At 72.3% G+C, this 23,441-nt stretch carries 20 protein-coding genes and 1 tRNA gene; 11 read left to right on the forward strand and 10 right to left on the reverse strand.

Translation table 11 applies throughout. From position 1 onward, the window contains the following. Positions 1-90: 90 nt before the first annotated feature. Positions 91-2,643: an FtsX-like permease family protein gene (locus tag ABZY57_RS18330; protein ID WP_356513080.1), complete on the reverse strand. Its 2,553-nt coding sequence runs from the start codon at positions 2,641-2,643 to the stop codon at positions 91-93. 54 nt (positions 2,644-2,697) lie between these two features. Beyond that, positions 2,698-3,462 carry an ABC transporter ATP-binding protein gene (locus ABZY57_RS18335; RefSeq protein ID WP_356513116.1) on the reverse strand — a complete coding sequence of 255 codons (765 nt, stop codon included), beginning with the start codon at positions 3,460-3,462 and terminating at the stop codon, positions 2,698-2,700. Between the two features lie 567 nt (positions 3,463-4,029). On the opposite strand from ABZY57_RS18335, the gene ABZY57_RS18340 reads away from it, so the two are divergent. Further along, positions 4,030-4,111 (forward strand) — tRNA-Leu (locus ABZY57_RS18340). 181 nt (positions 4,112-4,292) lie between these two features. Beyond that, complete coding sequence (locus ABZY57_RS18345) at positions 4,293-5,150, forward strand: Bax inhibitor-1/YccA family protein (RefSeq protein ID WP_356513082.1); 858 nt, start codon at positions 4,293-4,295, stop codon at positions 5,148-5,150. A gap of 176 nt (positions 5,151-5,326) precedes the next feature. Here ABZY57_RS18345 and ABZY57_RS18350 read toward each other — a convergent pair whose 3' ends face one another. Next, the gene (locus ABZY57_RS18350; RefSeq protein WP_356513084.1) at positions 5,327-5,557 is read right to left on the reverse strand and encodes a DUF4287 domain-containing protein; all 231 of its coding nucleotides are present in this window, start codon (positions 5,555-5,557) and stop codon (positions 5,327-5,329) included. A gap of 106 nt (positions 5,558-5,663) precedes the next feature. Here ABZY57_RS18350 and ABZY57_RS18355 point away from each other — a divergent pair, with 106 nt between their 5' ends. After that, on the forward strand, positions 5,664-6,059 hold the full coding sequence (locus ABZY57_RS18355; RefSeq protein WP_356513086.1) for a hypothetical protein: 396 nt from the start codon (positions 5,664-5,666) through the stop codon (positions 6,057-6,059). Positions 6,060-6,078: 19 nt separating this feature from the next. Here the strand turns inward: ABZY57_RS18355 and ABZY57_RS18360 are convergent, their stop codons facing one another. From ABZY57_RS18360 to ABZY57_RS18370, 3 genes are all read right to left on the reverse strand, one after another. Beyond that, a complete protein-coding gene (locus tag ABZY57_RS18360) occupies positions 6,079-6,888 on the reverse strand; it encodes a hypothetical protein (RefSeq protein ID WP_356513088.1) in 810 nt (269 codons plus the stop codon). Positions 6,889-7,202: 314 nt separating this feature from the next. Next, positions 7,203-8,423, reverse strand: coding sequence for an acetyl-CoA C-acetyltransferase (locus ABZY57_RS18365; RefSeq protein ID WP_356513090.1), 1,221 nt, complete (start codon positions 8,421-8,423; stop codon positions 7,203-7,205). Between the two features lie 67 nt (positions 8,424-8,490). Continuing rightward, entirely contained in the window at positions 8,491-9,561 is a 1,071-nt protein-coding gene (locus tag ABZY57_RS18370) for an SGNH/GDSL hydrolase family protein (RefSeq protein WP_356513092.1), read from the reverse strand. 167 nt (positions 9,562-9,728) lie between these two features. On the opposite strand from ABZY57_RS18370, the gene ABZY57_RS18375 reads away from it, so the two are divergent. Beyond that, entirely contained in the window at positions 9,729-11,114 is a 1,386-nt protein-coding gene (locus ABZY57_RS18375) for a cystathionine beta-synthase (protein WP_356513118.1), read from the forward strand. A gap of 381 nt (positions 11,115-11,495) precedes the next feature. Here the strand turns inward: ABZY57_RS18375 and ABZY57_RS18380 are convergent, their stop codons facing one another. Both ABZY57_RS18380 and ABZY57_RS18385 read right to left on the reverse strand, forming a co-directional pair. Next, positions 11,496-11,885, reverse strand: coding sequence for a hypothetical protein (locus ABZY57_RS18380; protein WP_356513094.1), 390 nt, complete (start codon positions 11,883-11,885; stop codon positions 11,496-11,498). A gap of 166 nt (positions 11,886-12,051) precedes the next feature. After that, entirely contained in the window at positions 12,052-12,330 is a 279-nt protein-coding gene (locus ABZY57_RS18385; protein WP_356513096.1) for a hypothetical protein, read from the reverse strand. An 82-nt stretch (positions 12,331-12,412) separates the two neighbouring features. On the opposite strand from ABZY57_RS18385, the gene ABZY57_RS18390 reads away from it, so the two are divergent. Beyond that, the gene (locus ABZY57_RS18390; RefSeq protein WP_356513098.1) at positions 12,413-13,255 is read left to right on the forward strand and encodes a MurR/RpiR family transcriptional regulator; all 843 of its coding nucleotides are present in this window, start codon (positions 12,413-12,415) and stop codon (positions 13,253-13,255) included. A 21-nt stretch (positions 13,256-13,276) separates the two neighbouring features. Here the strand turns inward: ABZY57_RS18390 and ABZY57_RS18395 are convergent, their stop codons facing one another. Continuing rightward, on the reverse strand, positions 13,277-14,452 hold the full coding sequence (locus ABZY57_RS18395; RefSeq protein WP_356513100.1) for an FAD-dependent oxidoreductase: 1,176 nt from the start codon (positions 14,450-14,452) through the stop codon (positions 13,277-13,279). A gap of 148 nt (positions 14,453-14,600) precedes the next feature. Between ABZY57_RS18395 and ABZY57_RS18400 the strand changes: the two genes are divergently transcribed. Next, the gene (locus ABZY57_RS18400) at positions 14,601-15,161 is read left to right on the forward strand and encodes a TetR family transcriptional regulator (RefSeq protein WP_356513120.1); all 561 of its coding nucleotides are present in this window, start codon (positions 14,601-14,603) and stop codon (positions 15,159-15,161) included. Between the two features lie 361 nt (positions 15,162-15,522). On the opposite strand, the gene ABZY57_RS18405 is transcribed toward ABZY57_RS18400, so the two are convergent. Further along, the gene (locus ABZY57_RS18405; RefSeq protein ID WP_356513102.1) at positions 15,523-16,881 is read right to left on the reverse strand and encodes a diaminopimelate decarboxylase; all 1,359 of its coding nucleotides are present in this window, start codon (positions 16,879-16,881) and stop codon (positions 15,523-15,525) included. 104 nt (positions 16,882-16,985) lie between these two features. Here ABZY57_RS18405 and hutU point away from each other — a divergent pair, with 104 nt between their 5' ends. The 5 genes from hutU (at position 16,986) to ABZY57_RS18430 (ending at position 23,330) form a co-directional block, all read left to right on the forward strand. Beyond that, positions 16,986-18,650, forward strand: a complete 1,665-nt coding sequence (gene hutU, locus ABZY57_RS18410; RefSeq protein ID WP_356513104.1) for a urocanate hydratase — start codon at positions 16,986-16,988, stop codon at positions 18,648-18,650. A gap of 35 nt (positions 18,651-18,685) precedes the next feature. Beyond that, positions 18,686-19,876 (forward strand): allantoate amidohydrolase, encoded by a 1,191-nt coding sequence (locus tag ABZY57_RS18415; RefSeq protein WP_356513122.1) that lies wholly within the window; start codon positions 18,686-18,688, stop codon positions 19,874-19,876. Then, complete coding sequence (locus ABZY57_RS18420; RefSeq protein WP_356513106.1) at positions 19,867-21,222, forward strand: formimidoylglutamate deiminase; 1,356 nt, start codon at positions 19,867-19,869, stop codon at positions 21,220-21,222. Before ABZY57_RS18415 ends, ABZY57_RS18420 begins: the two co-directional genes overlap by 10 nt. Before the next feature lie 44 nt (positions 21,223-21,266). After that, the gene (gene hutI, locus ABZY57_RS18425) at positions 21,267-22,448 is read left to right on the forward strand and encodes an imidazolonepropionase (protein WP_356513108.1); all 1,182 of its coding nucleotides are present in this window, start codon (positions 21,267-21,269) and stop codon (positions 22,446-22,448) included. 177 nt (positions 22,449-22,625) lie between these two features. After that, positions 22,626-23,330: an LPXTG cell wall anchor domain-containing protein gene (locus tag ABZY57_RS18430; RefSeq protein ID WP_356513110.1), complete on the forward strand. Its 705-nt coding sequence runs from the start codon at positions 22,626-22,628 to the stop codon at positions 23,328-23,330. The last annotated feature ends 111 nt before the right edge of the window (positions 23,331-23,441 follow it).

Genomic DNA, 23,441 nt, shown 5'->3' on the forward strand with positions numbered 1-23,441 from the left:
CATGAGCAGCCTCACGGGACCGGCGGTGGGCCCCGCGGAGATCGCGGGGCCCTCGGCCTTCGTACGGGCGCCGTTGCCGGTGCCGGGCGGCTACTCGGTCTTGATCGCGGTCAGCATGTTCAGCCGGGCCGCGCTGCGGGCGGGCCACATGGCCGCCAGGGCGCCGACGATGCCGGCCAGCAGCATGAAGATCGCGATCCGGTCGAAGGGGATCACCAGGGCGTAGTTCGGGATCGAGCCCTTGATGGTCTCGCCCACGGCCCAGGCGATGAAGGTGCCGAGGGCCACGCCGATGACCGCGCCGAAGAGCGAGATCACGATGGCTTCCAGCCGGATCATGTTCTTGACCCGGCCGCGGTCCAGCCCGATGGCCCGCAGCATGCCGATCTCCTGCGTCCGCTCGTACACGGACATCGCCAGGGTGTTGACGACGCCGAGGACCGAGATGATGAGCGCCATGGCGAGCAGGCCGTACATGATGTTCAGGGCGGTGTTGATCATGCCGCCCATCTGGTTGCGGATGTCCTGCTGGGTGGCGAAGGTGATCGCCGGGTTCTTGCCGAGGGCGTCGACGAGGGCCTGCTCGCCCTTCTCGGAGGCGCCGCCGTCCATCTTCACGAAGACCTCGCGGATGTACGGCTCCTCGGTGTGCCGGCTGAGGATCTTGTAGTCGATCACGTAGGGGGAGAGCATGCCCTCCATGTCCTTGTAGATCGCGCCGACCTTGAGGTCCGCCTTCTTGTTGTCGTCGAAGGTGGTCTTCAGGGTGGAGCCGACGACGAGGTTGTTCTCCTTCGCCGTCTTCTCGGCGACCGCCACCTCGCCCTTGGCGAGGCTGGACAGCTGCCCGCCGACCACGTCGAAGTTGAGGAGCTGCCCGATGGTGGCGGGGTTGACTCCGGAAACGGACCGGTAGTCGCCGCCGTCGCCGGTCCGGATGCTGCCGCCCATCTGCGGGGAGACGGCCGTGACGCCGGGGGCCTTCTCCAGGGCGGGGAGCACGGAGGGATCCATGCTGCCGAAGGATTCGCCCATGGAGACGTTGTAGTCGGCCTTGAGGTTGTCCGTGGTCATCCGGTCGATGGCCTTGCCCATCGTGATGCCGAGCACGGACAGGGCGGTGACCAGGGTCAGGCCGATGGCCAGCGAGGCCGCGGTGACGGCGGTGCGGCGCGGGTTGCGGACCGCGTTCTGCGCGGCCAGCTTGCCGGCGACGCCGAAGACCTTCTCCAGCAGCGGGCGGACCGCCGCGATGACCGGGCGGGAGAGGGCCGGCAGCAGGATGATGATGCCGATCATGGTGAGGAAGGCGCCGGCGCCGATGAGCATCTTGCCGTCCTTGCCCGTCATCGCCCCGCCGAGGATGCCGAGCAGACCGAGCAGGGTGACCGCGCCGCCGATGCTGTTGCGCAGCACCAGGGACTTGGCGGTCGCCGGCAGGTGGGCGCTGCCCATGGCGGCGACCGGGGAGATCTTGGCGGTACGGCGTGCGGGCAGCCAGGCGGCCAGCATCGTGACGACGATGCCGATGCCGATCGCGGCGGCGATGGTGACCGGGGCGACGACCAGCGGACCGGCCGGGATCTTGACGTCGAAGGCGTTCATCGCGGAGCGCATGCCCACGGCGAGCCCGACGCCGGCGATCAGGCCGATGGCGGAGGAGATGACGCCGACGACCAGGGCCTCGGCCAGGACCGAGCGCTTGACCTGGCCGCGGTTGGCGCCGACGGCGCGCAGCAGGGCCAGCTCCTTCGTGCGCTGGGCGACCAGCATGGTGAAGGTGTTGTAGATCAGGAAGATGCCGACGAAGAGCGAGATCAGTGCGAAGGTCAGCAGCATCTGGTTCATGCTGTTCATGCCGGCCTCGATGTCCTTGGCCTGCTCGGCGGCGAGCTGCGCGCCGGTCTGGGCCTTGGCGTCCTTGCCGACGATCGGCTTGATCTCGGTGAGGAGCTGGTCGGCGGAGGCTCCGGCCTTGGCGCTGACCGCGAGCTCGTCGTAGAAGCCGGGCCGCAGGTAGAGCTGCTGGGCGGTCGGGGTGTCGAACAGGACGAGCGAGCCGCCCGCGTTGACCGCGCCGTCCTCGGTGGTGAAGACGCCGGCGAGCGTGTACTCCTTGGCCGGGCCGTTGTCGGCCACCCGGACCTTGTCGCCCACCCTGTACTTGCCGCGCTTGGCCGTCTCCTTGTCGAGGGCGATCTCGTCGGCCCTGGCCGGGCCGTTGCCCTCGGTGAAGGCGTAGCGGGGGTCCTTGCCGTCCTTGAGGGGGACGAAGTTGGCGCCGGTGTTGGACCAGCCGTTGCCGATCAGCTTGCCGTCCTGGTCGCCCACGGCGGCGAAGCCGTGGACGCGGCCGGAGACGGCGTCCACGCCGCCGAGCGCCTTGACCTTGTCGAGGGTCTGCTGGCTGATGCCCGGCTCGCCCTCCTTGACGCCCTCGTCGTTGCGGGGGGCGCCGTAGGAGGTGACCGAGACGGCCACGCCGTCGAAGCTCTTGGCGGACTGGTTCGACATCGCCTTGCCGACGGTGTCGGTGAAGACGAGCGTGCCGGAGACGAAGGCGACGCCGAGGACGACGGCGAGCACCGTCATCAGCAGCCGGGCCTTGTGCGCGAGCACGTTGCGCAGGGCGGTACGGAACATGGTGGTGGGGTCCAGGTCTGTGGGGTCAGCGGGGACGGGGGCGAGGGACGTCCCTCAGCTGGTGCGGCCCTTGGCGTCGAAGGCCTTCATGCGGTCGAGCACGCCGTCCGCGGTGGGCTCGATCATCTCGTCGACGATGCGGCCGTCGGCGAGGAAGATGACGCGGTCCGCGTAGGAGGCGGCGACCGGGTCGTGGGTGACCATCACGACGGTCTGGCCGAGCTCGCGCACGGAGTTGCGCAGGAAGCCGAGGACCTCGGCGCCGGAGCGCGAGTCGAGGTTTCCGGTGGGCTCGTCACCGAAGATGATCTCGGGGCGGGAGGCCAGGGCGCGGGCCACGGCCACGCGCTGCTGCTGGCCGCCGGAGAGCTGGGTGGGGCGGTGGGAGAGGCGGTCGGAGAGGCCGACCATGGTGATCACCGAGTTCAGCCACTGCTGGTCGGGCTTGCGGCCGGCGATGTCCATGGGGAGCGTGATGTTCTCCAGGGCGGTCAGGGTCGGCAGCAGGTTGAAGGCCTGGAAGATGAAGCCGATCTTGTCCCGGCGCAACTGCGTCAGCTGCTTGTCCTTCAGGGTGGACAGCTCGGTCTCGCCGATGCGGACGGATCCGGCGGAGAAGGTGTCCAGGCCGGCGACGCAGTGCATCAGCGTGGACTTGCCGGAGCCGGAGGGGCCCATGATCGCGGTGAACTGGCCCTGGGCGAAGTCCACGGAGACGTTGTCCAGAGCGACCACCTGGGTCTCGCCCTGGCCGTACACCTTGGAGAGCCCGGAGGCGCGCGCGGCGACGGCCTGGGCGGTGTGCGGGGCGTAGTTCATGGTGGTCACGGGGGCGACTCCTGTCGGGGGCGGGGCGTGCGGACCTGGCTCACGGCCCGCGGTCGGCGGGACCTTTCCATGGTCGCGGCGCCCACACCCCCTCCGGATCAGCCGTGATGCCCCTTCTCCGGTCCACCGGAGGCTGACCGCACAGGGCTGCGCCTCCTCCTTTGGTATGACAGCCGCCGGGCGCACGTGCGGGGAGGCGCCGGGCGGGTGCCCCGGGGGAGGGGTGGCGCAGGGGCGGCGGAAGCCGGAGCGCAGGCCGGGGCGGAGCCGGAACGGGAGGGGGCGCGGGAGCCGTGACGGGACCGGAAACCGAGCCGGGCCGAGGGGGTGGCGCACGGGGTGGCGTGCAGGGTGGCGCGGGCCATCGAAATCCCGTCAATCCCGTGGTGGTCATGATCGACGTCCGGAACGTGCCGACCGCGCCTTCTGCGCCCTGACGGGGCATCAATCGCCAATAAAATAAGACAACATCGGCGAGACGCCCAGGTGGGGGCCCACGTGTTCCGGATAGGCTCGCCGCAGCGTCCAAGGCTTTATCCCACGGGGCCGCTACGCCCTGCCCGGATGGTGGAATGCAGACACGGCGAGCTTAAACCTCGCTGACCCTCGGGTCGTGCCGGTTCAAGTCCGGCTTCGGGCACGATGACGTTCCGTTTCAGGCCGGAACGTGCGGAGGGCGGGGGGCAACGCGTACCCCCGCCCGTCCCGCGGAGCGGGCCCGTACCAGCGGGGAAAGATCCTCCTCCAGCAGTAGGGCGATTCCTTTGCGTTCGCATTACTCTTGATTCCAAGGCCGCGCACGGTGGCCATGGAGGAGTGAGATGAGGAGCAGCAACCCGGTCTTCTCGCGACGGGGGTTCAGCCGCGACAACGGTGCTTACGCGGGCTTCGGCACGCAGCAGCCCCAGGCCCAGGCCGGGACCGCCACCAACCCGTACGCGACCAACCCCTACGCGACGGACCCGGCCACGGGTATGCCGCAGGCGCCGGTCCGCGACAACGCGATGACCATCGACGACGTCGTGAGCCGTACGGCCATGACGCTCGGCACGGTCATCCTGACGGCGGCCGTCTCCTGGATCGCGCTTCCGGTCGACCCGGCCAACATCAACAAGTCGTACGGCATCGCCATCGGCGCCGCGCTCATCGCGTTCGTCTTCGCGATGATCCAGTCGTTCAAGGCCAAGCCCGTCCCGGCGCTGATCCTGGCCTACGCGGCCTTCGAGGGTGTCTTCCTCGGCGTCATCAGCTCGGCCGTCAGCACCTACATCGGCCCCGGTACGGTCGTCCAGGCCGTCATGGGCACGATGTGCGTGTTCGCCGGCGTGCTGATCGCCTACAAGATGCGCTGGATCACCGTGAACCGGCGCTTCGTCGGCTTCGTGACGGCGGCCGCCATCGGCTTCATGCTCCTGATGGTCGTCAACCTGCTGTTCTCCGCCTTCGCGGGCGGCGACGGCCTCGGCTTCCGCAGCGGCGGCCTCGGCATCCTCTTCGGCGTCATCGGCATCATCCTCGGTGCCGCCTTCCTCGCCATGGACTTCAAGATGGTCGAGGACGGCGTGACCTACGGCGCCCCCCGCGAGGAGTCCTGGCTGGCGGCCTTCGGCCTCACCATGACCCTGGTGTGGATCTACATGGAGATGCTGCGCCTGATCTCCATCCTCAAGGGCGACTAGTACCTGCCGGTACCCCCTGTGAGCTGAGGAAGGCCCCGCGAGCACACGCTCGCGGGGCCTTCCCGCATGTCGGGGGTCAACAGATCGGGTGATCGGGTCGATCGGGCGGTCAGGGAGTCGGGGGCTTGGGGCTCGGGCCCCGGACGTCGGGGCTCCGGACGGGGGCAGGGGCCGGCTCAGCCGAACTTGCGGGCGGCCCTGCGCAGGTCGTACTCGTGGATGATCGCCTTGGCCTGGCCGTACGACAGCTCGTGCGCGCCGAGCAGCCAGCTGACCTTCTCTTCGAACCGGACGAGGGAGGGGCCGTCGTCCACGGCCCGGAGCCAGTCGGAGAGGTCACGACCGGTGGTCTGGGGGATTCTGTCGATCATGTTGCGGTGGGTCTGTTCGGAGAACTCGACGGACATGGGCGCCTCCGGGGGTATCGCCGTGCTGTGCTGTTCTCTTCACGCCACCGTGCCGGAGAGTTCGCCCGTTGGCAATGGCGCCGCGGCGGCGCGTAAGGTCGGCCGGGTGCTCGATACCTCACCCCTGACCGCCGCCGTGGAACGTTTCGCCGACCGGCTGCGGGCCGCTCCGCAGAGCCGACTCCAGCAGGGTGCCGCCGAGGTGGCGCTGGAGCTGGCCCGGGAGCTCTCGCTGCGGGCCCAGCGCCTGGAGGAGGCCGCCGAGGGCTCCGGGGGCGGCACGGGGGCGGCTCCGGCGCGGACGATGCCCGACGACGGGATCTTCGTCGTCGGCGACCAGCTGGCCGTGGCCGGGCTGGACCTCGCCGAGGCCCTGCACGCCGCGGCGGCGGGCCCGGCCGCGGGACCTGCCGCGGGTCCGGATACGGCGAAGGCCCCGTCCGAGGTGCTGGACGAGGCCGTTCGGCTGGTGGATCAGGCGGAAGCCAGGGCGCTGCGGTGACTCGGGGTGCCGCGAGGACTCAGAGCGATGCGATGACGCGGTCGGCGAGGATGTAGACGTTGCTGTCCGGGTCCTCGGAGTCACCGCAGGAGAAGGTCAGGGCGTAGGCGCCGGAGATGCCCGAGCCGCCCAGCAGGACCGGTGCGCTGCCCGAGCGCAGGGCGTCGGCGAGCCGCTCGGCGGTCTCCCGGTGGCCCGGGGTCATGCAGAGCGTCGTGCCGTCGGTGAAGACGTACACGTCCAGGGTGCCCAGCGGGCCGGGGCGGACGTCCGCGAGGGCCGTACGGGCCTCCGCGAGCTCCTCCAGGCGGTTCACCGTGCGCTCGTGGTCGGCGCCGGGGTGCGAGGCCTGCACGGGCACGAAGTCCGGGTGCGAGGGGTGGCGCCGGCGGGCGGCGGCCAGCTCGGCCGAGTCCTCCGGATAGCCCTGGTAGTCCTCGGCGTCGTCGCCCAGGAGCGGCTCCAGGCCGACCATGTCCGCCTGCCGGGGCAGGAAGACGGGGCTCTCCTCGCCGAGGGCGGAGAGGCCGCCCAGCAGCGAGGGGGCGTCGGCGGCGTCGCGCGCCTCCTGAGCGGCCCAGAAGGCGCGCGCCTCGGCGAGCTCGCGCTCGCGCTCCTCGGCGAGGGCCTCGGCGACGGCGGCTCGTATCTCGGCGGCGGGGGACTCCACTGCGCTGCGGGCGTGCGGGACGGTGGCGCCACGGGCGTGCGAAACCGTCAGCTCACCGCGCAGTGCGGTGACCTGCTTGCGCAGGCCGTGGACGGCGTGCAGCGCAGCAGCGCCGACGGCCGTGGCAGCGGCCGTGGTCAGCAGTAGGGCAAGAGACATGGCGCTCACTGACTAACTCCTGATTGATTCGATCCCCCGACTTCCTACATCAGCTTGTCCTGCCCTGGGAATGGCTTGCAGTGCATTACGTCATGAATTGGACAGGCCTTTCGTCCCGATGCCCCCGCCCCAATGGCACCTGACCTGCGGAAACAATGATCCCCCAGGACGAAGGTCACATCCTGGGGGACATTTGGTCACAGAATGGCCGCGACAGGATTAGATTCGGTGTCAGTACGGCGAAAGGGATCAAGCAGATCCCTTACGGCGTCTGGCCTCGGCTCTTGATCCCGGGGGCCGCGCTCACCGCGGACTCAGCTGAGGCGCTCGATGATCATGGCCATGCCCTGACCGCCGCCGACGCACATGGTTTCGAGGCCGAACTGCTTGTCGTGGAACTGCAGGCTGTTGATCAGCGTGCCCGTGATGCGCGCGCCGGTCATCCCGAACGGGTGACCGATGGCGATGGCCCCGCCGTTGACGTTCAGCTTCTCCAGCGGGATGTCGAGGTCCCGGTAGGAGGGGATCACCTGGGCCGCGAAGGCCTCGTTGATCTCGAACAGGTCGATGTCGCCGACGGTCAGGCCCGCCCGCTTCAGCGCCTGCTTGGAGGCCTCGACCGGGCCCAGGCCCATGATCTCGGGGGAGAGGCCGGTGACGCCGGTGGACACGATGCGGGCCAGCGGGGTCAGGCCCAGCTCGCGCGCCTTGGTGTCGCTCATGACGACCAGCGCCGCGGCGCCGTCGTTCAGCGGGCAGCAGTTGCCGGCCGTGACCAGGCCGTCGGGGCGGAAGACGGGCTTGAGGCCCTGGACGGCCTCCAGGGTGACCCCGGCGCGCGGGCCGTCGTCCTGCGAGACGACCGTGCCGTCGGGGGTGGTGACCGGGGTGATCTCGCGGGCCCAGAAGCCGTTCTTGATGGCTTCCTCGGCCAGGTTCTGCGAGCGCACGCCGAACTCGTCCATGTCGGCACGGGTCACGCCCTTGAGCCGGGCCAGGTTCTCCGCGGTCTGCCCCATCCCGATGTAGGCGTCCGGGGTCCGGCCGTCCTCGCGCGGGTCGTGCCAGGAGGAGCCGGTGGACTCGGCGACCTCCTTGGTGCGCGCCTCGGACTCGGCGAAGAGCGGGTTGTGCGTGCCCGGGATGCCGTCGGAGGAGCCGTTCACGGACCGGGAGACCATCTCGACGCCCGCGGAGATGAAGACGTCGCCCTCGCCCGCCTTGATGGCGTGCAGCGCCATCCGGGAGGTCTGGAGCGAGGAGGCGCAGTAGCGGGTGATCGTGGTGGCGGGCAGGTGGTCCATGCCCATCTGCACCGCGACGATCCGGCCGAGGTTGTGGCCCTGCTCGCCGCCCGGGAGGCCGCAGCCCAGCATCAGGTCGTCGATCTCGCGCGGGTCCAGGCCGGGCACCTTGGCGAGGGCGGCCTGGATCACCGTGGCGGTCAGGTCGTCCGGGCGGACGTCCTTGAGGGATCCCTTGAAAGCGCGCCCGATCGGCGAACGGGCGGTGGAAACGATGACGGCTTCGGGCATCGGGGCTCCAAGGGAGGTGGTGTCGTACCGGGACCGCATGCGAAGTTACCGCCCCGTACCGTCGAGGTCACTGCCCTTGCGATGTGACTCCGGTCGCTCTGGTCACCTTCGCCGCACCGGGCGGCGCGCCGTCCGGCGCGGCTCCCCCGGTCTCCTCCGCGAGGTCCTCGCCCGGCACCCGGCGCCTGCGCCGGTACTTGAGCAGGGCCCACGCGCCGCGGGCCCCGGTCACCTCGGTGCCGGCCTGCCCCGCCGCCGCCGAGGCGGCCTTGGCCAGCGGGAGCATGTCCTCGTTGCGCGAGACGTCGAGGCGGTCCGACTCGGGCCAGACGCCCAGGGCCGCGCACAGGGTCGGCAGTATGGCCATCGCGGCGGTCGCGTACCCCTCCGCCGAGGGGTGGTAGGAGTCCGGTCCGAACATCTCGCGGGGGTTCGTCGCGAACTCCGTCCCCATCAGGTCGCCGATCGAGACGGTACGGGCGCCCAGCGCGAGCACCCCGATCGTCTGGGCGGCCGCGAGCTGGCGCGAGACCCGGCGGGCCAGCCACCGCAGCGGCTGGTACACCGGCTCGATGGTGCCGAGGTCCGGACAGGTGCCGACCACCACCTCGGCGCCCGCGAGCCGCAGCCGGCGTACGGCCGCGGTCAGCAGCCGCACCGACTGGGTGGGCGGCATCCGGCGGGTCACGTCATTGGCGCCGATCATGATCACGCACACGTCGGGGGGCGGGGCGTCACCGTCCAGCAGCAGACCCGTCTGGCGGTCCAGGTCGTCCGACATGGCACCCGAGAGCGCCACGTTGCGCAACTCGACCGGCCGCTCGGCCACCGCCGCCAGCCCCGAGGCCAGCAGGGCGCCCGGAGTCTGTCTGGCCCGCTTCACCCCCAGCCCGGCGGCCGTGGAATCGCCCAGCACGCCGAACCGCAGCGGGCCCGGACTCAGCTCGGGACCACCGAACTCGCTCCCGTACAGCCCGTCCGCGCGCGGTGGATCCGGCAGCCCCGTGCCCACCGTCCGCTTCGCGAACTGCATCTCCGCCACGACCAGCCCCACCGCGGCGGCCCCGACGAGCCCCAGCCCGCCCCCGCCGTACGCCGCCCCCGCCGCGATGCGGCGGGCCGTCCTCGCCCTGGACACCCTTCAAGCCACCTTCTCGGTCCCTTGGCCGGATCCCTGCGTCGTCGCTGCCGACCCCGCCGTCCTGTTGACCTACCTGCCCCGTAGTGCCGGTCGGCCAATCCCTTTCCGCATAGTCTGGCTGTGCCTCCCGGAGAACCCGTGGAGTCCCCTCCTTGGAGAACATGGTGCAATTCCACGACTCGATGATCAGCCTCGTCGGCAACACCCCGCTGGTGAAGCTCAACCGCGTGACCGAAGGCCTTCAGGCCACCGTCCTGGCCAAGGTCGAGTACTTCAACCCCGGCGGATCCGTGAAGGACCGGATCGCCGTGCGGATGATCGAGGCCGCCGAACAGAGCGGAGCACTCAAGCCCGGCGGCACCATCGTGGAGCCCACGAGCGGCAACACGGGTGTAGGACTCGCCATCGTGGCCCAGCAGAAGGGCTACAAGTGCATCTTCGTCTGCCCGGACAAGGTCTCGGCTGACAAGATCAACGTCATGCGCGCGTACGGCGCCGAGGTCGTGGTCTGCCCGACAGCCGTCGACCCCGAGCACCCGGACTCGTACTACAACGTGTCCGACCGCCTCGTGCGCGAGACCCCGGGCGCCTGGAAGCCCGACCAGTACAGCAACCCGAACAACTCGCGCTCGCACTACGAGACCACCGGCCCCGAGCTCTGGGAGCAGACGGCCGGGAAGATCACCCACTTCGTCGCGGGCGTCGGCACGGGCGGCACGATCTCCGGCACCGGCCGGTACCTCAAGGAGGCCTCCGACGGCCGCGTGAAGGTCATCGGCGCGGACCCCGAGGGCTCGGTCTACTCCGGCGGCTCCGGCCGCCCGTACCTCGTCGAGGGCGTCGGCGAGGACTTCTGGCCCACCGCGTACGACCCCACCGTGACCGACGAGATCATCGCGGTGTCCGACAAGGACTCCTTCCAGATGACCCGCCGCCTCGCGAAGGAGGAGGGCCTGCTCGTCGGCGGCTCCTGCGGCATGGCGGTCGTCGCCGCGCTCAAGGCGGCCGAGGGCCTCGGCCCGGACGACGTGGTCGTCGTCCTGCTCCCGGACAGCGGGCGCGGCTACATCAGCAAGATCTTCAACGACGAGTGGATGGCCGGACACGGCTTCCTGGAGGACGCGGGCCCCTCCGCCCGCATCCGGGACGTGCTCGCGGACAAGGCGGGCGGCATCCCCTCCCTGGTCCACATGCACCCCGAGGAGACCGTCGGCGAGGCCATCGAGGTGCTGCGCGAGTACGGCGTGTCGCAGATGCCGATCGTCAAGCCGGGCGCCGGCCACCCCGACGTGATGGCCGCCGAGGTCATCGGCTCCGTGGTCGAGAAGGAGCTGCTCGCGGCGCTGTTCGCGCAGCGCGCCTCCCTCGGCGACCCGCTGGAGAAGCACATGAGCGCGCCGCTGCCGCAGGTCGGCTCGGGCGAGCCGGTCTCCGAGCTGATGGCGGTGCTCGGCGAGGCCGACGCGGCGATCGTGCTGGTCGAGGGCAAGCCGACCGGTGTGGTGAGCCGTCAGGACCTGCTGGCGTTCCTGGCCAAGGGCGCCAAGTAGCGCGCACGGGGCCGCGCACGGGGCCGCGTACGGCGCTGCGTGCGCGGCCGCGTGCGGACGACGCGCAAACGGTACGGGCCCGACACGTGACGGCAGCACCGGCTTAACACGGCTCCGGCACAGTGGTGGTTGTCGGCAGGGAAGCCCGGGAAACCGGGCCCCGGCCGGCAACACGAACGGCGTCGGCGCACCTCCGGAGCGGCTCCCGGACCGCGTTGGACGCCACGGACGCGCGGACGGCCCTGACCCGGCCCGTGTCCTGCGCGGGGACCGCCGTCGTCCCGCCCCCGGGAAACCGGGGTGCGGCGGTCCCCGCGCATGTTCGTGTCCGCGGGCGGCATGCAGGGCCCTGTGCCCGCCGGGCCCGCTGCCGGCGGTCCGTCAGTCCAGCGGATCGGGACGCCGATCACCCCGGCGGAGCAGGCCGAACTTCGCCGCGTGGACGAAATTGACGCCCAGAATGCCGAGCCAGGCGACGACCAGGCCGCTGAGCTGGGCCTGTGCGGCGCCGATCGCGGAGAGCGGGATCGCCAGCACGAGGGTGACGATCGCGAAGCCGAACCGCTCCCCGAAGTTCCCGTCCGCGGACTCCGCCGCGCCCGGGTGCGTTCCCCGGGCCGCGGTCAGCCGCTCCTCCGCGAGGCGCCTGCGGACCTGCGTGTCGACCTTCTCCACGAACGAGTCCACCAGCGCGGCCTCGTACTCCGCCCCCAGCTCCCGCCGGGCGTCGAGCGTGGCGGAGAGTTCCTTCTTCAACTCTTGGGACTCCATCCCGTCAGCCTAGGAGCCGCCGTCCTCGGCGGCAGTGGGGCTAGCCCCCGTATCGCGCCGGACCAGGGTGCGGACCGGGCGGGGGCGGCGGAGACCTGCGGGACGAGACCGGCGGTGCCCGGCTGGAACATTGCTGTCGCGATGCCGCCGAGCACCGATCCGCCGATCACGAACCAGGGGCAGAGGAGCCCGTCCGCGCGCCGAGCGCGTACCCGATGCCGCTCACCCCGTAGCCGAGCGGGATCATGGCCGTGGCCACGGCCACGGCCACGGCCACGGCGACACGCATCATCGTGTCGCGCAGCATCGAGACGACGCGGGCGGTGAAGCAGAGGCCGAAGTTCCCGGTCCAGAGGCGGGGAACGGGGTTCGGGGGCCCGGTGGAATGCCTCGCGGAACGCCCCCGGAGGGTCTCGGATCGCGGGCGCGGGTTGCCGTCCTGCATAACCGCATGCAGAGTGCTCGGTGACTGAATATCCCGTCGGTGGCCGCCTGGCCGCCCGGCGGACGGGACGGAGGGGAACGGGATGAGCGAGAGCCCTGCGGCCCGGCTGCAGAAGCTGTTCGAGGGGCACCGGCTGACGCCGACCCAGCGGCGCATCGCGCACTGCATGGTGCGCGGGGCGGCGGAGGTGCCCTTCCTGTCGAGCGTGGAGCTCGCCGAGCTGGCCGGGGTGAGCCAGCCGTCGGTGACCCGGTTCGCGGTGGCCCTGGGCTTCGACGGCTATCCCGCGCTGCGCCGGCACCTGCGGGAGGTGGCCCCCGCCGAGCGGGCCGGGGGCGGCGACGAGGACGCGTACAACGAGTACCAGCAGGCCGTGCAGGGCGAGATCGAGAACCTGCGGCAGCTCTCGGCGATGCTCGCCGACCCGGCGCCGGTACGGGAAGCCGGGCGGCTGCTGGCCGGGTCGAGCCCGCTGCCCGTACTGGGGCTGCGCGCGGCCTCCTCGCAGGCGCGCGGGTTCGCGTACTTCGCCGCGAAGGTCCACCCCGACGTACGGCTGCTCGACGAGGGCGGCTCGATGCTCGCCGACCGGATCGACGCGGCCGCGGGCGCCGGGGCCTCGGCCCTGCTGTGCTTCGCGCTGCCCCGCCATCCGAAGGAGGTCGCGGAGGCCCTGGAGCACGCGCGGGGGGCCGGGCTGACCGTGGTGACGGTCGCCGACTCGGCCTTCGCGCCGGTGGCCCGCCACTGCGACCTGTTGATTCCGGCGCCTGTCGGCACCGGCCTGGCCTTCGACACGGCGTGCGCGCCGATGCTGCTCGGGCGGGTGCTGCTGGAGGCGATGGCGGACGCGCTGCCGGACGCCCAGGCGAGGCTGGAGGCCTTCGACGCGCGGGCCGCGGCGCGCGGGCTGTTCGTGGAGTAGCCCCCCTTTTCGGTAGATGCCCTAGCGGTAGTTCAGCTCCGCCAGCTCGGTGGCCAGGCGGCGGTTGAGTGCCGGGACGCGGGCGAGGAGCGGGAGCAGGGTGTTGCGTACGGCGCGCAGCGCGGGATTGCGGGTGGTGGCGATCCGGGTCATCCGGTCGGTCACCGCGACCACGCGCAGGGCCACGGGCCGGCGGGTGGCCTCGTAGGCGTCGAGGGCTGCGGTGGTGCCGGTGCCGGTGCCGGTGTCGCGGGCGGTGGCGAGCGTGGTGGCGAGGGCGCGGCCGAGGGCGTGGCCGTCCTGGATGCCGGTGTTCATGCCCTGGCCGCCGGCGGGGCTGTGCACGTGCGCGGCGTCGCCCGCGAGCAGCAGGCGGCCGGCGCGGTAGTGGTCGGCGACCCGGTGGTGGACCCGGAACCGGGAGGACCAGACGACGTCGGCGACGGCGGCCTGGCCGGGGGCACGGGCGTCCAGCAGGGCCTGGACGAAGGGCCGGTCCGGCTCGGCGGGGGCGTCGTCGACGGTGGCGACCACGCGGTAGCGGCCTCCGGGGAGCGGGGCGACCACGGTGAGGCCGGCCGCGCCGAAGGTGAGGGAGACCTCCCGGGGGCCCGGGTTCCAGTCCATCGTCACGTCGGCGAGGACGAAGGACTCGTCGTAGGCGCTGCCCGTGAAACCGATCCCGGCGGCCTGGCGGACCGTGCTGTGCATCCCGTCGGCGCCGACGGCGTAGGCGGCCCGCAGGGTCTCGCCGGTGGCGGTGGTGAGGGTGACACCGGCGGCGTCCTGGGTGACTGCGGTGACCTCGTACGGGCGGTGGACGTCGCCGCCGAGGGTGCGCAGCCGGTCCAGGAGCACGGCCTCGGTCTGGTCCTGGGGAACCATCAGGGCGTACGGGTGGGCGGTGGGCAGTCCGTCGAAGCTGATGGCGGCGAGCGGGCGGGCGCCGTCGCGGATCCGGAACCGGGTGACGGCCGTGCCCCGCCGGACCAGTTCGGCGCAGGTGGCCGGGTCGAGCTCGTCGAGGACCTCCAGGGTCCGGGCGTGGACCACGGCGGCGCGGGAGGTGTGGGCGCCCTCGGCCTCCCGGTCCAGGAGCACGAAGTCGATGCCGGCCTCGGCGAGGGTCAGGGCGAGGGTGAGGCCGGTGGGGCCGGCGCCGACGATGGCGACGTGGGTGGTGGCGGGGAGCGGCATCGTTGTTCTCCTCCGGAATGCCAACGCTTGTTGGCCAACGGCTGTTGACTTCAGGGTGCAGCGGATGCGATGACATGTCAACGGTTGTTGGCCTACGCTTGTTGGCAGGACGTGAGATGGGGTGGTGGGAGTGGTCGGTGTGGCTGGCATGGCGGGCGAGACCCGGGGTGGGCAGACGAAGGCGGCGATCCTGAGGGCGGCGCGGGAACGGTTCGCCGCGCAGGGGTACGAACGGACCACGATCCGCGGCGTCGCGGCGGACGCGGGGATCGACCCGTCGATGGTGATGCGGTACTTCGGCAGCAAGGAGCGGCTCTTCGACGCGGCCCTCGCGGTGGACCTGCGGCTCCCGGACCTGGCGGGGGTCCCGGTGGGGGAGTTGGCCCAGGTGCTCGTACGGCACTTCGTGGAGCGGTGGGAGGGGGATCCGGCGGATGACGCGCTGCTCGTGCTGTTGCGCTCCGCGGTGACCAACGAAGCGGCGGCGGCGCGCATGCGGGAGGTCTTCGCGACCCAGGTCGCGCCGGCGCTGGCGGCGGTGCTCGGGCCCGAGCGGGCTGCCCGCGCAGGCGGCCTGGTCGCCACCCAGCTCCTGGGCCTGGCCCTGACCCGCTACCTGCTCCGTCTCCCGCCGGTGGCGGAGCTCTCGGCGGAGGCGGTGGTCGCGGCGCTGACTCCGTCCCTGGAGGCGACCCTCCTGTCCACGTGACCTGGTGGGGGGTGGGCTGCGGGTGGGCCGGTGCCGGGGGCGGGGTGGGGTGTCGGCCTGGACTGCATGATTTAGGCGCCCCGTGTTTGCCTTGACGGTGGCGGGGTGTTGCTGCGCCACACATCACGCTCTACGTCCAGGCCGACACCCCACCCCGCCCCCGTCCCCGGCCCGGGGGGCCGGATTGACTTCAGCCCCGGTGCCCCGCTTCAGCCCGTCCGGCGTTTGAGGACCGGGGGCTGGGGCGGAGCCCCAGGGGGTCCGGGCGGAGCCCGGGGAACGGGGGAAGGGCGGGTTGGGGACTTCGCCCCGCGCAGCGGGTTCGCGGGGGCGGCAGCCCCGGGTGACGGGGGCGGGGGCGTCAGAGGAGGGCGTCGGGGGTGTTCGCGCCCGCTTCCGCGACGATGGCGGACGGGGACTGGGCCGCGCGGGCCAGGGCGAAGCGGACCTCGCCCGAGGGGCTCACGGTGAAGCCGTGCACGGCCGGCCGCGGCAGGCTGTTGTACCCGTAGTGCGCGGTGAAGGCGTACGCCCCCGTGTCGGGCACGCAGACCAGGTCCCCGGGGGTCAGTAGCGGCAGCTCCCGCGCGGCCGCCAGCAGATCCCCCGCGAAGCAGGCCGGCCCGGCGATGTCCTGGGCGACGACGGGTCCCGTCAGCGGAGCCCCCTTCGCGGAGTACGGCAGGATCCGCACCGGCCAGGCCGCCGGGGCGTAGACCGTACGGGTGGCCAACTGGACCCCCGCGTGCGTGAGCGCGATCGGCCGTCCGCCGGTGGTCTTCGTGTACTCCACCCGCGAGAGCACCAGCCCGTGCTTGGCCGTCAGGGACCGGCCGAACTCCGTGACCAGCCCGTACGCCCCCGAGAAGAGCCCGGGGACGGCCGAGCGCAGCGCGTCCGCGTAGTCCGCGTAGGTGGGGGTGGCCGCGTCCGAGGTGAAGTTCACGGGCAGGCCGCCGCCGATGTCGAGGGTGTCGACCTGCCGCCGTCCGGCCGCCGCGTTGATCTCCTCGGCCAGCGCGTACAGCTCCCGCACGCCCTCGGCGATGAGCGCCAGCGGCACCCCCTGGGACCCCGAGTGGGTGTGCAGCCGGGTGAGCCACGGCCGGTCCAGGTAGGCCCGTACGAGCCACTCGCGCGCGCCCGGATCGCGCAGCGCGATGCCGAACTTCGAGGTGGCCGTGGCGGTGGAGAGGGCGTCGATGCTGCCCGCGCCGGTCTGCGGGTTGATCCGTACGCCGATCGGGGAGGCGGTGGCCGCCGGGGCCTGGGCGACGAGTGCGTCGAGCCGTGCCAGTTCCTGGCGGTTGTCGGCGTTCACCGCGACGCCCAGGGCCAGGGCCTCCCGCAGTTCGGCGGCCGTTTTCGCGGGGGAGTCGAGGACGATGCGCTCCGGCGCGACCCCGGCCGCGCGGGCCAGGGCCAGCTCGCCGGGGCTGGCCACCTCGCAGCCGAGCCCGGCGTCGGCGAGCAGCCGCAGGACCGGGACGAGCGGGGCGGCCTTGACGGCGAAGGCGTGCAGGACGGGGGTGCCGGGGGCGAGGGCCCGGGCGAAGGTGCTGGTCAGGGCGGCGGCGGAGGTGCGGATGCCGGCCGTGTCGAGGAGGCAGAGGAGGGGTGCGTCCTCGTCGATCAGGCCCTGGTCCACGGCTGCCCGTACGGCCAGGTCCCGTCGGCCCGCGGCGTCCGCGGCGGCGTAGCGGTGTGCGTCGACTGCCATGTCCGCCATCCCATCATCCGGCGCGTCCGCCCGCAGCTGTTGACTGAATCTATTCAGGGCGCAAGGATGTGAATAGATAGACCAACAACGGAGGAGGCACCGCCATGTCAGGACCCCGCCCCGTACGGGCCGCACGAGGTACCGAGCTGAGCACCCTGGGATGGCAGCAGGAGGCCGCGCTGCGGATGCTCCAGAACAACCTCGACCCCGAGGTCGCCGAGCACCCCGACAAGCTCGTCGTCTACGGCGGCACCGGCAAGGCCGCCCGCGACTGGCGCTCGTACGACGCGATGGTCCGCACCCTCCAGACCCTCAAGCAGGACGAGACGATGCTCGTCCAGTCCGGCCGCCCGGTCGGTGTCATGCAGACGCACGAGTGGGCGCCGCGCGTGCTCCTCGCGAACTCCAACCTGGTCGGCGACTGGGCCAACTGGGAGGAGTTCCGCCGCCTGGAGAACCTGGGCCTGACCATGTACGGCCAGATGACGGCCGGTTCGTGGATCTACATCGGCACCCAGGGCATCCTCCAGGGAACGTACGAGACCTTCGCGGCCGTCGCCGCCAAGAAGTTCAACGGGACCCTCGCCGGGACGATCACCCTCACCGCCGGCCTCGGCGGCATGGGCGGCGCCCAGCCGCTGGCCGTGACCATGAACGACGGCGTCGCCATCTGCATCGACGTCGACCCGCGCGCCATCGACCGCCGCATCGAGCACCGCTACCTGGACGTCAAGGCGAACGACCTGCGGCACGCGCTGCAGCTCGCCGTCGAGGCCCGCGACGCCCGCAAGCCGCTCTCCATCGGCCTGCTCGGCAACGCCGCCGACCTCCTCCCGCAGATGCTCGCCGAGGGCGCGCCGATCGACATCGTGACGGACCAGACCTCCGCCCACGACCCGCTCGCCTACCTGCCGGTCGGCGTCGACTTCGACGACATGGCCGACTACGCCGCCAAGGACCCGGCGGGCTTCACCACCCGCGCCCGCGAGTCCATGGCCACGCACGTCGAGGCCATGGTCGGCTTCATGGACGCGGGCGCCGAGGTCTTCGACTACGGCAACTCCATCCGCGGCGAGGCCCAGCTGGCCGGCTACGACCGCGCCTTCGCCTTCCCCGGCTTCGTCCCCGCCTACATCCGGCCGCTGTTCTGCGAGGGCAAGGGCCCCTTCCGCTGGGCGGCGCTGTCCGGCGAGGCCTCGGACATCCACAAGACCGACAAGGCGATGCTGGAGCTCTTCCCCGAGAACGAGTCCCTGCACCGCTGGATCAAGATGGCGGGCGAGCGCGTCCACTTCCAGGGTCTGCCCGCCCGTATCTGCTGGCTCGGCTACGGCGAGCGCGACAAGGCCGGCGAGCGCTTCAACGAGATGGTCGCCGACGGCACCCTGGCCGCCCCGCTGGTCATCGGCCGCGACCACCTGGACTGCGGCTCGGTGGCCTCCCCGTACCGCGAGACCGAGGCCATGCTCGACGGCTCCGACGCGATCGCCGACTGGCCGCTGCTCAACGCCATGGTCAACGTGGCCTCCGGCGCCTCCTGGGTGTCCATCCACCACGGCGGCGGCGTGGGCATGGGCCGCTCCATCCACGCGGGCCAGGTCACGGTCGCCGACGGCACGAAGCTCGCGGGGGAGAAGATCCGCCGCGTCCTGACCAACGACCCGGGCATGGGCGTCATCCGCCACGTCGACGCCGGCTACGACATCGCCGAGACGGTCGCCGACGAGCGCGGCGTCCGCATCCCGATGCGCGAGGGCGACGACGCGTGAGCGAGGACGCCGCCGCCGGAGCCTCGTTCCACGAGATGTGGGCCGAGCTCCGGCCCATCGGCCGGGACGCGGGCAGCGGCGGCTACCGCCGCTACGCGTGGACCGGCGCCGACGCCGACTGCCGGACCTGGTTCCAGGCGCAGGCCGAGGCGCGCGGGCTCGCGTACGAGACCGACCGCAACGGCAACCAGTGGGCCTGGCTCGGCGACCCCCTGGCCGGTGACGCCGTCGTCACCGGCTCCCACCTGGACTCCGTCCCCGACGGCGGGGCCTTCGACGGCCCCCTCGGGGTGGTGTCCTCCTTCGCGGCCCTGGACGAACTCCGCAGGAGGGGAGCGGAGTTCTCCAGGCCCCTGGCCATCACCAACTTCGGCGACGAGGAAGGGGCCCGCTTCGGTCTCGCCTGCGTCGGCTCCCGCCTTGCCGCCGGGCAGCTGACCAAGGAGAAGGCGTACGAGCTCCGCGACGCGGACGGCGTCAGCCTGCCCCGCGCCATGGAGGCAGCCGGCTACGACCCCGAGACCATCGGGGCCGACCCCGAACGCCTCGCCCGCATCGGCGCCTTCGTCGAACTCCACGTGGAACAGGGCCGGGCCCTGGACCTGTCCGGGGACCGCGTCGGCATCGCCTCCGCGATCTGGCCGCACGGCCGCTGGCGCTTCGACTTCCGGGGCGAGGCCAACCACGCCGGCACCACCCGGCTGGCCGACCGCCGCGACCCGATGCTCACGTACGCGCAGACCGTGCTCGCGGCCCGCGCCGAGGCGGCCCTCGCCGGAGCCGTGGCCACCTTCGGGAAGATCGCCGTCGAGCCCAACGGGGTCAACGCCATCCCGTCCCTCGTACGCGGCTGGCTCGACTCCCGCGCCGCAGACCAGGCCACCCTCGACACGGTCGTGACCGCGATCGAGAAGGCGGCCCGCGAGCGCGCGGACCAGGAAGGGATCGACCTGGCGGTGGTCCGGGAGTCCTTCACCCCGGTCGTCGAGTTCGAGCACGCCCTGCGCGAGGAGATGAACCGGATCCTCGGCGGCTCCGTGCCCGTGCTCGGCACCGGCGCGGGACACGACGCCGGAATCCTCTCGGCGGCCGTCCCGACCGCCATGCTGTTCGTACGCAACCCCACCGGGGTCTCCCACTCCCCGCGGGAGTTCGCCGCCGAGGACGACTGCGTGGCAGGCGTCCTCGCCCTCGCCGACGTACTGGAAGGCCTCGCATGCAGGTGAAGGGGCACGTGCTGAAGACGTACTGGCTGGAGCACGCCTGGCTCGGCACCCATGTCGAGCCGGGCGTCGCCCTTGACGTGACCGACGACGGGCGGATCTCCGCCCTGCGGACCGGGGCCGAGACCCCGCCCCCGGGAGCGGAGGTCCTGCGCGGCCTGACGGTCCCGGGCCTGGCCAATGCGCACAGCCACGCCTTCCACCGGGCGCTGCGCGGGACGGTCCAGGTCGGCTCCGGGACCTTCTGGACCTGGCGCGACTTCATGTACAAGGTCGCCCAGAACCTCACCCCCGACAGCTACTTCGCGCTCGCCCGCGCCGTCTACGCCGAGATGGCGCTGGCCGGCATCACGAACGTCGGCGAGTTCCACTACGTCCACCACGCCCCGGGCGGAGTCCCCTACGCCGACCCCAACGCCATGGGCGAGGCCCTGCTCGCCGCCGCCGCCGAGGCCGGCATCCGCATCACGCTCCTCGACACGGCGTACCTGTCCTCCGGTTTCGGCCGGGCTCCCGAGCCCCACCAGCTGCGCTTCTCCGACTCCACCGCGGACGCCTGGGCGGAGCGGGTCTCCGCCCTCAAGCCCCGCGAACACGCCCTGATCGGCGCCGCGATCCACTCGGTGCGCGCCGTTCCGGCGGGGCAACTGGCCACCGTGGCCGCCTGGGCCGAGGAGCACCGGGCCCCGCTCCACGTCCACCTCTCGGAGCAGACCGCCGAGAACGACGCCTGCCAGGCCGCCCACGGGCGCACACCGACCGAGCTGCTCGCCGACCACGGGGTGCTCGGCCCGCGCACCACCGGTGTGCACAACACGCACCTCACCGACGGGGACATCGCCCTCCTCGGCTCCACCACCACCGGCACCTGCATGTGCCCCACCACCGAACGCGACCTCGCCGACGGAATCGGCCCGGCGGTACGCCTCCAGCGCGCGGGCAGTCCGCTCTCGCTGGGCAGCGACAGCCATGCGGTGATCGACCTGCTCGAAGAGGCGCGGGCGATGGAGCTGAACGAGCGCCTGAGCAGCCGGACCCGGGGCCACTGGACGGCGAACGCCCTGCTCACGGCGGCCACGGCCGACGGCCACGCGGCGCTGGGGCGGCCCGACGCGGGGCGCCTGGAGGCGGGCGCGCTCGCGGACTTCACCACCGTCGCGCTGGACTCGGTCCGCACGGCGGGACCGCTGCCCCGCCTCGGCGCGGAGACGGCGGTGTTCGCCGCGACGGCGGCGGACGTCCGGCACACCGTGGTAGGGGGCCGCCACATCGTCCGCGACGGCGCCCACACCCTGGTCGCGGACGTCCCGTCAACCCTGGCCACCACCATCGCAGCCCTCCGCGGCTGACCACGCCGCCTGCGGCGGGCCCTCCCCCACCCCGAGGACGACCCATGACCACCACCAGCGCCATCACCAACATCGGCAGCCTCGTCACCAACGACCCCGCCCTCGGCGACGGCACCCCCCTGGGCCTCATCCACAACGCCGCGGTCGTCATCGAGGACGACAAGATCGCCTGGGTCGGCCCCGCCGGCAAGGCCCCCGCGGCGGACGAGACGTACGACGCCGAGGGCCGGGCGGCCATCCCCGGCTTCGTCGACTCCCACTCCCACCTCGTCTTCGCGGGCGACCGCACTGCCGAGTTCAACGCCCGCATGTCCGGCCACAGCTACTCCGCCGGAGGCATCCGCACCACCGTCGCCGCCACCCGCGCCGCCTCCGACGCCGAGCTCGAGGCGAACCTGCTGCGCCACCTCCACGAGGCCCGCCGCCAGGGCACGACCACCTTCGAGACCAAGTCCGGCTACGGCCTCACGGTCCAGGACGAGGCACGAGCACTCCGCATCGCCTCCGCGCACACCGAGGAGGTCACCTACCTCGGCGCGCACATCGTCTCCCCGGACTACGCCGACGACCCGGCGGGCTACGTGGACCTCGTCACCGGCGAGATGCTGACCGCCTGCGCCCCGTACGCCCGCTGGGTGGACGTGTTCTGCGAGAAGGGCGCCTTCGACGGCGAGCAGGCCCGTGCGATCCTCACCGCCGGCGCCGCCGCCGGGCTGATCCCGCGCGTCCACGCCAACCAGCTCTCCCACGGCCCCGGCGTACAGCTCGCCGTCGAGCTGGAGGCCGCCTCCGCCGACCACTGCACCCACCTCACGGACGCCGACGTGGACGCCCTCGCCCAGGCGGCGGGGACGACCGTCGCCACGCTGCTGCCCGGCGCCGAGTTCTCCACCCGTGCGCAGTGGCCCGATGCGCGCCGGCTCCTCGACGCGGGGGTCACCGTGGCGCTGTCGACCGACTGCAACCCGGGCTCCTCCTACACGAGTTCGATGCCGTTCTGCATCGCCCTCGCCGTCCGCGACATGGGGATGACCCCGGACGAGGCCCTGTGGTCCGCCACCGCCGGCGGCGCCCGCGCCCTGCGCCGCGCCGACATCGGCACCCTCACCCCCGGCGCCCGCGCGGACCTGGCCCTCCTCGACGCCCCGAGCCACGTGCACCTCGCCTACCGGCCGGGCGTCCCGCTGGTCTCGGCCGTCTGGCAGAAGGGCCGCAAGACGGCCTGAAACAGCCGTAATCCGGACGCCGCAGTCCGCCGCCGGGGGCGGACTGCGACCTATGGACGGGCTGTTGATACGGCGCTGTCCCGTGTCTTCCCTCCGTGAGGCCCCGGGCGTACCTTGAGCCACCAATCTGATGTGCCGTCAGTAACTTGTGGCCCAAGGTTCGAGGGGAAGACGAAGGTGTCCGACCGGAAACGCTCCACCGCGCTCGCGCTGGCCTCCGCGCTGGCGGGGACGGCGGTACTGCTGGCCGCCCCTGCAGCCCATGCGGCCGTTGTCGACGTCAAGTACGACTGCAAGACCCCCATCGGGGACAAATCGGCGGTGTCGCCGATCGAGATCAAGGCCGTCAAGGAGGGCAGCGGGTACAAGCTGACGATGTCCTTCCAGAAGGGCGTCTCCTCCAGCCCCATCGAGCTCGGCAAGGGCGCGATGACGCCCAGCGCCGTGATCGTGGCCGGCGGCGCGGAGAAGGTGTCGGTACCGGTCTCCGGTCCGCCCAACCCCGAGGCCATCCCGGCCAATACGCCCATCAAGATCAGCGACCTGTCGGGCACGTACACGCCCAAGAAGTCCGGCAAGGTCACCTTTACCGCCGGCGTGCTCACGATCAAGGCGATGGGTACGACCACCACCTGCACCCCGGGCAACAGCCCGGGTCCGTCACTGGAACTCGACGTGACGGCCCCCGGCGGCGGCAGTGCCACCGGATCGACGGGATCGACCGGATCCACCGGCTCGACCGGCTCCACCGGGGGCAGCCTCCCGCAGACCGGTCCCGAGGACTCCGCCATCGCCCTCGGAACCCTCGGCGCCACCGTGATCCTCTCCGGCGCCGCCGGCGTGCTCTGGCTGACCCGGCGCGGCCAGCGGGCCCGGTCCTGAACGGAGCGCACCCGGTCATGCCCGCGCTCCACTCGCCCCGCAGGTACGGCGGGCTCCTCCGCGCCACCGTCGCCGCCGTCGCCGCCGCCGTGCTCTCCTGCGCGGTGGCGG

This window comes from Streptomyces sp. NPDC006450, assembly GCF_040612195.1.
GTDB lineage: Bacteria > Actinomycetota > Actinomycetes > Streptomycetales > Streptomycetaceae > Streptomyces.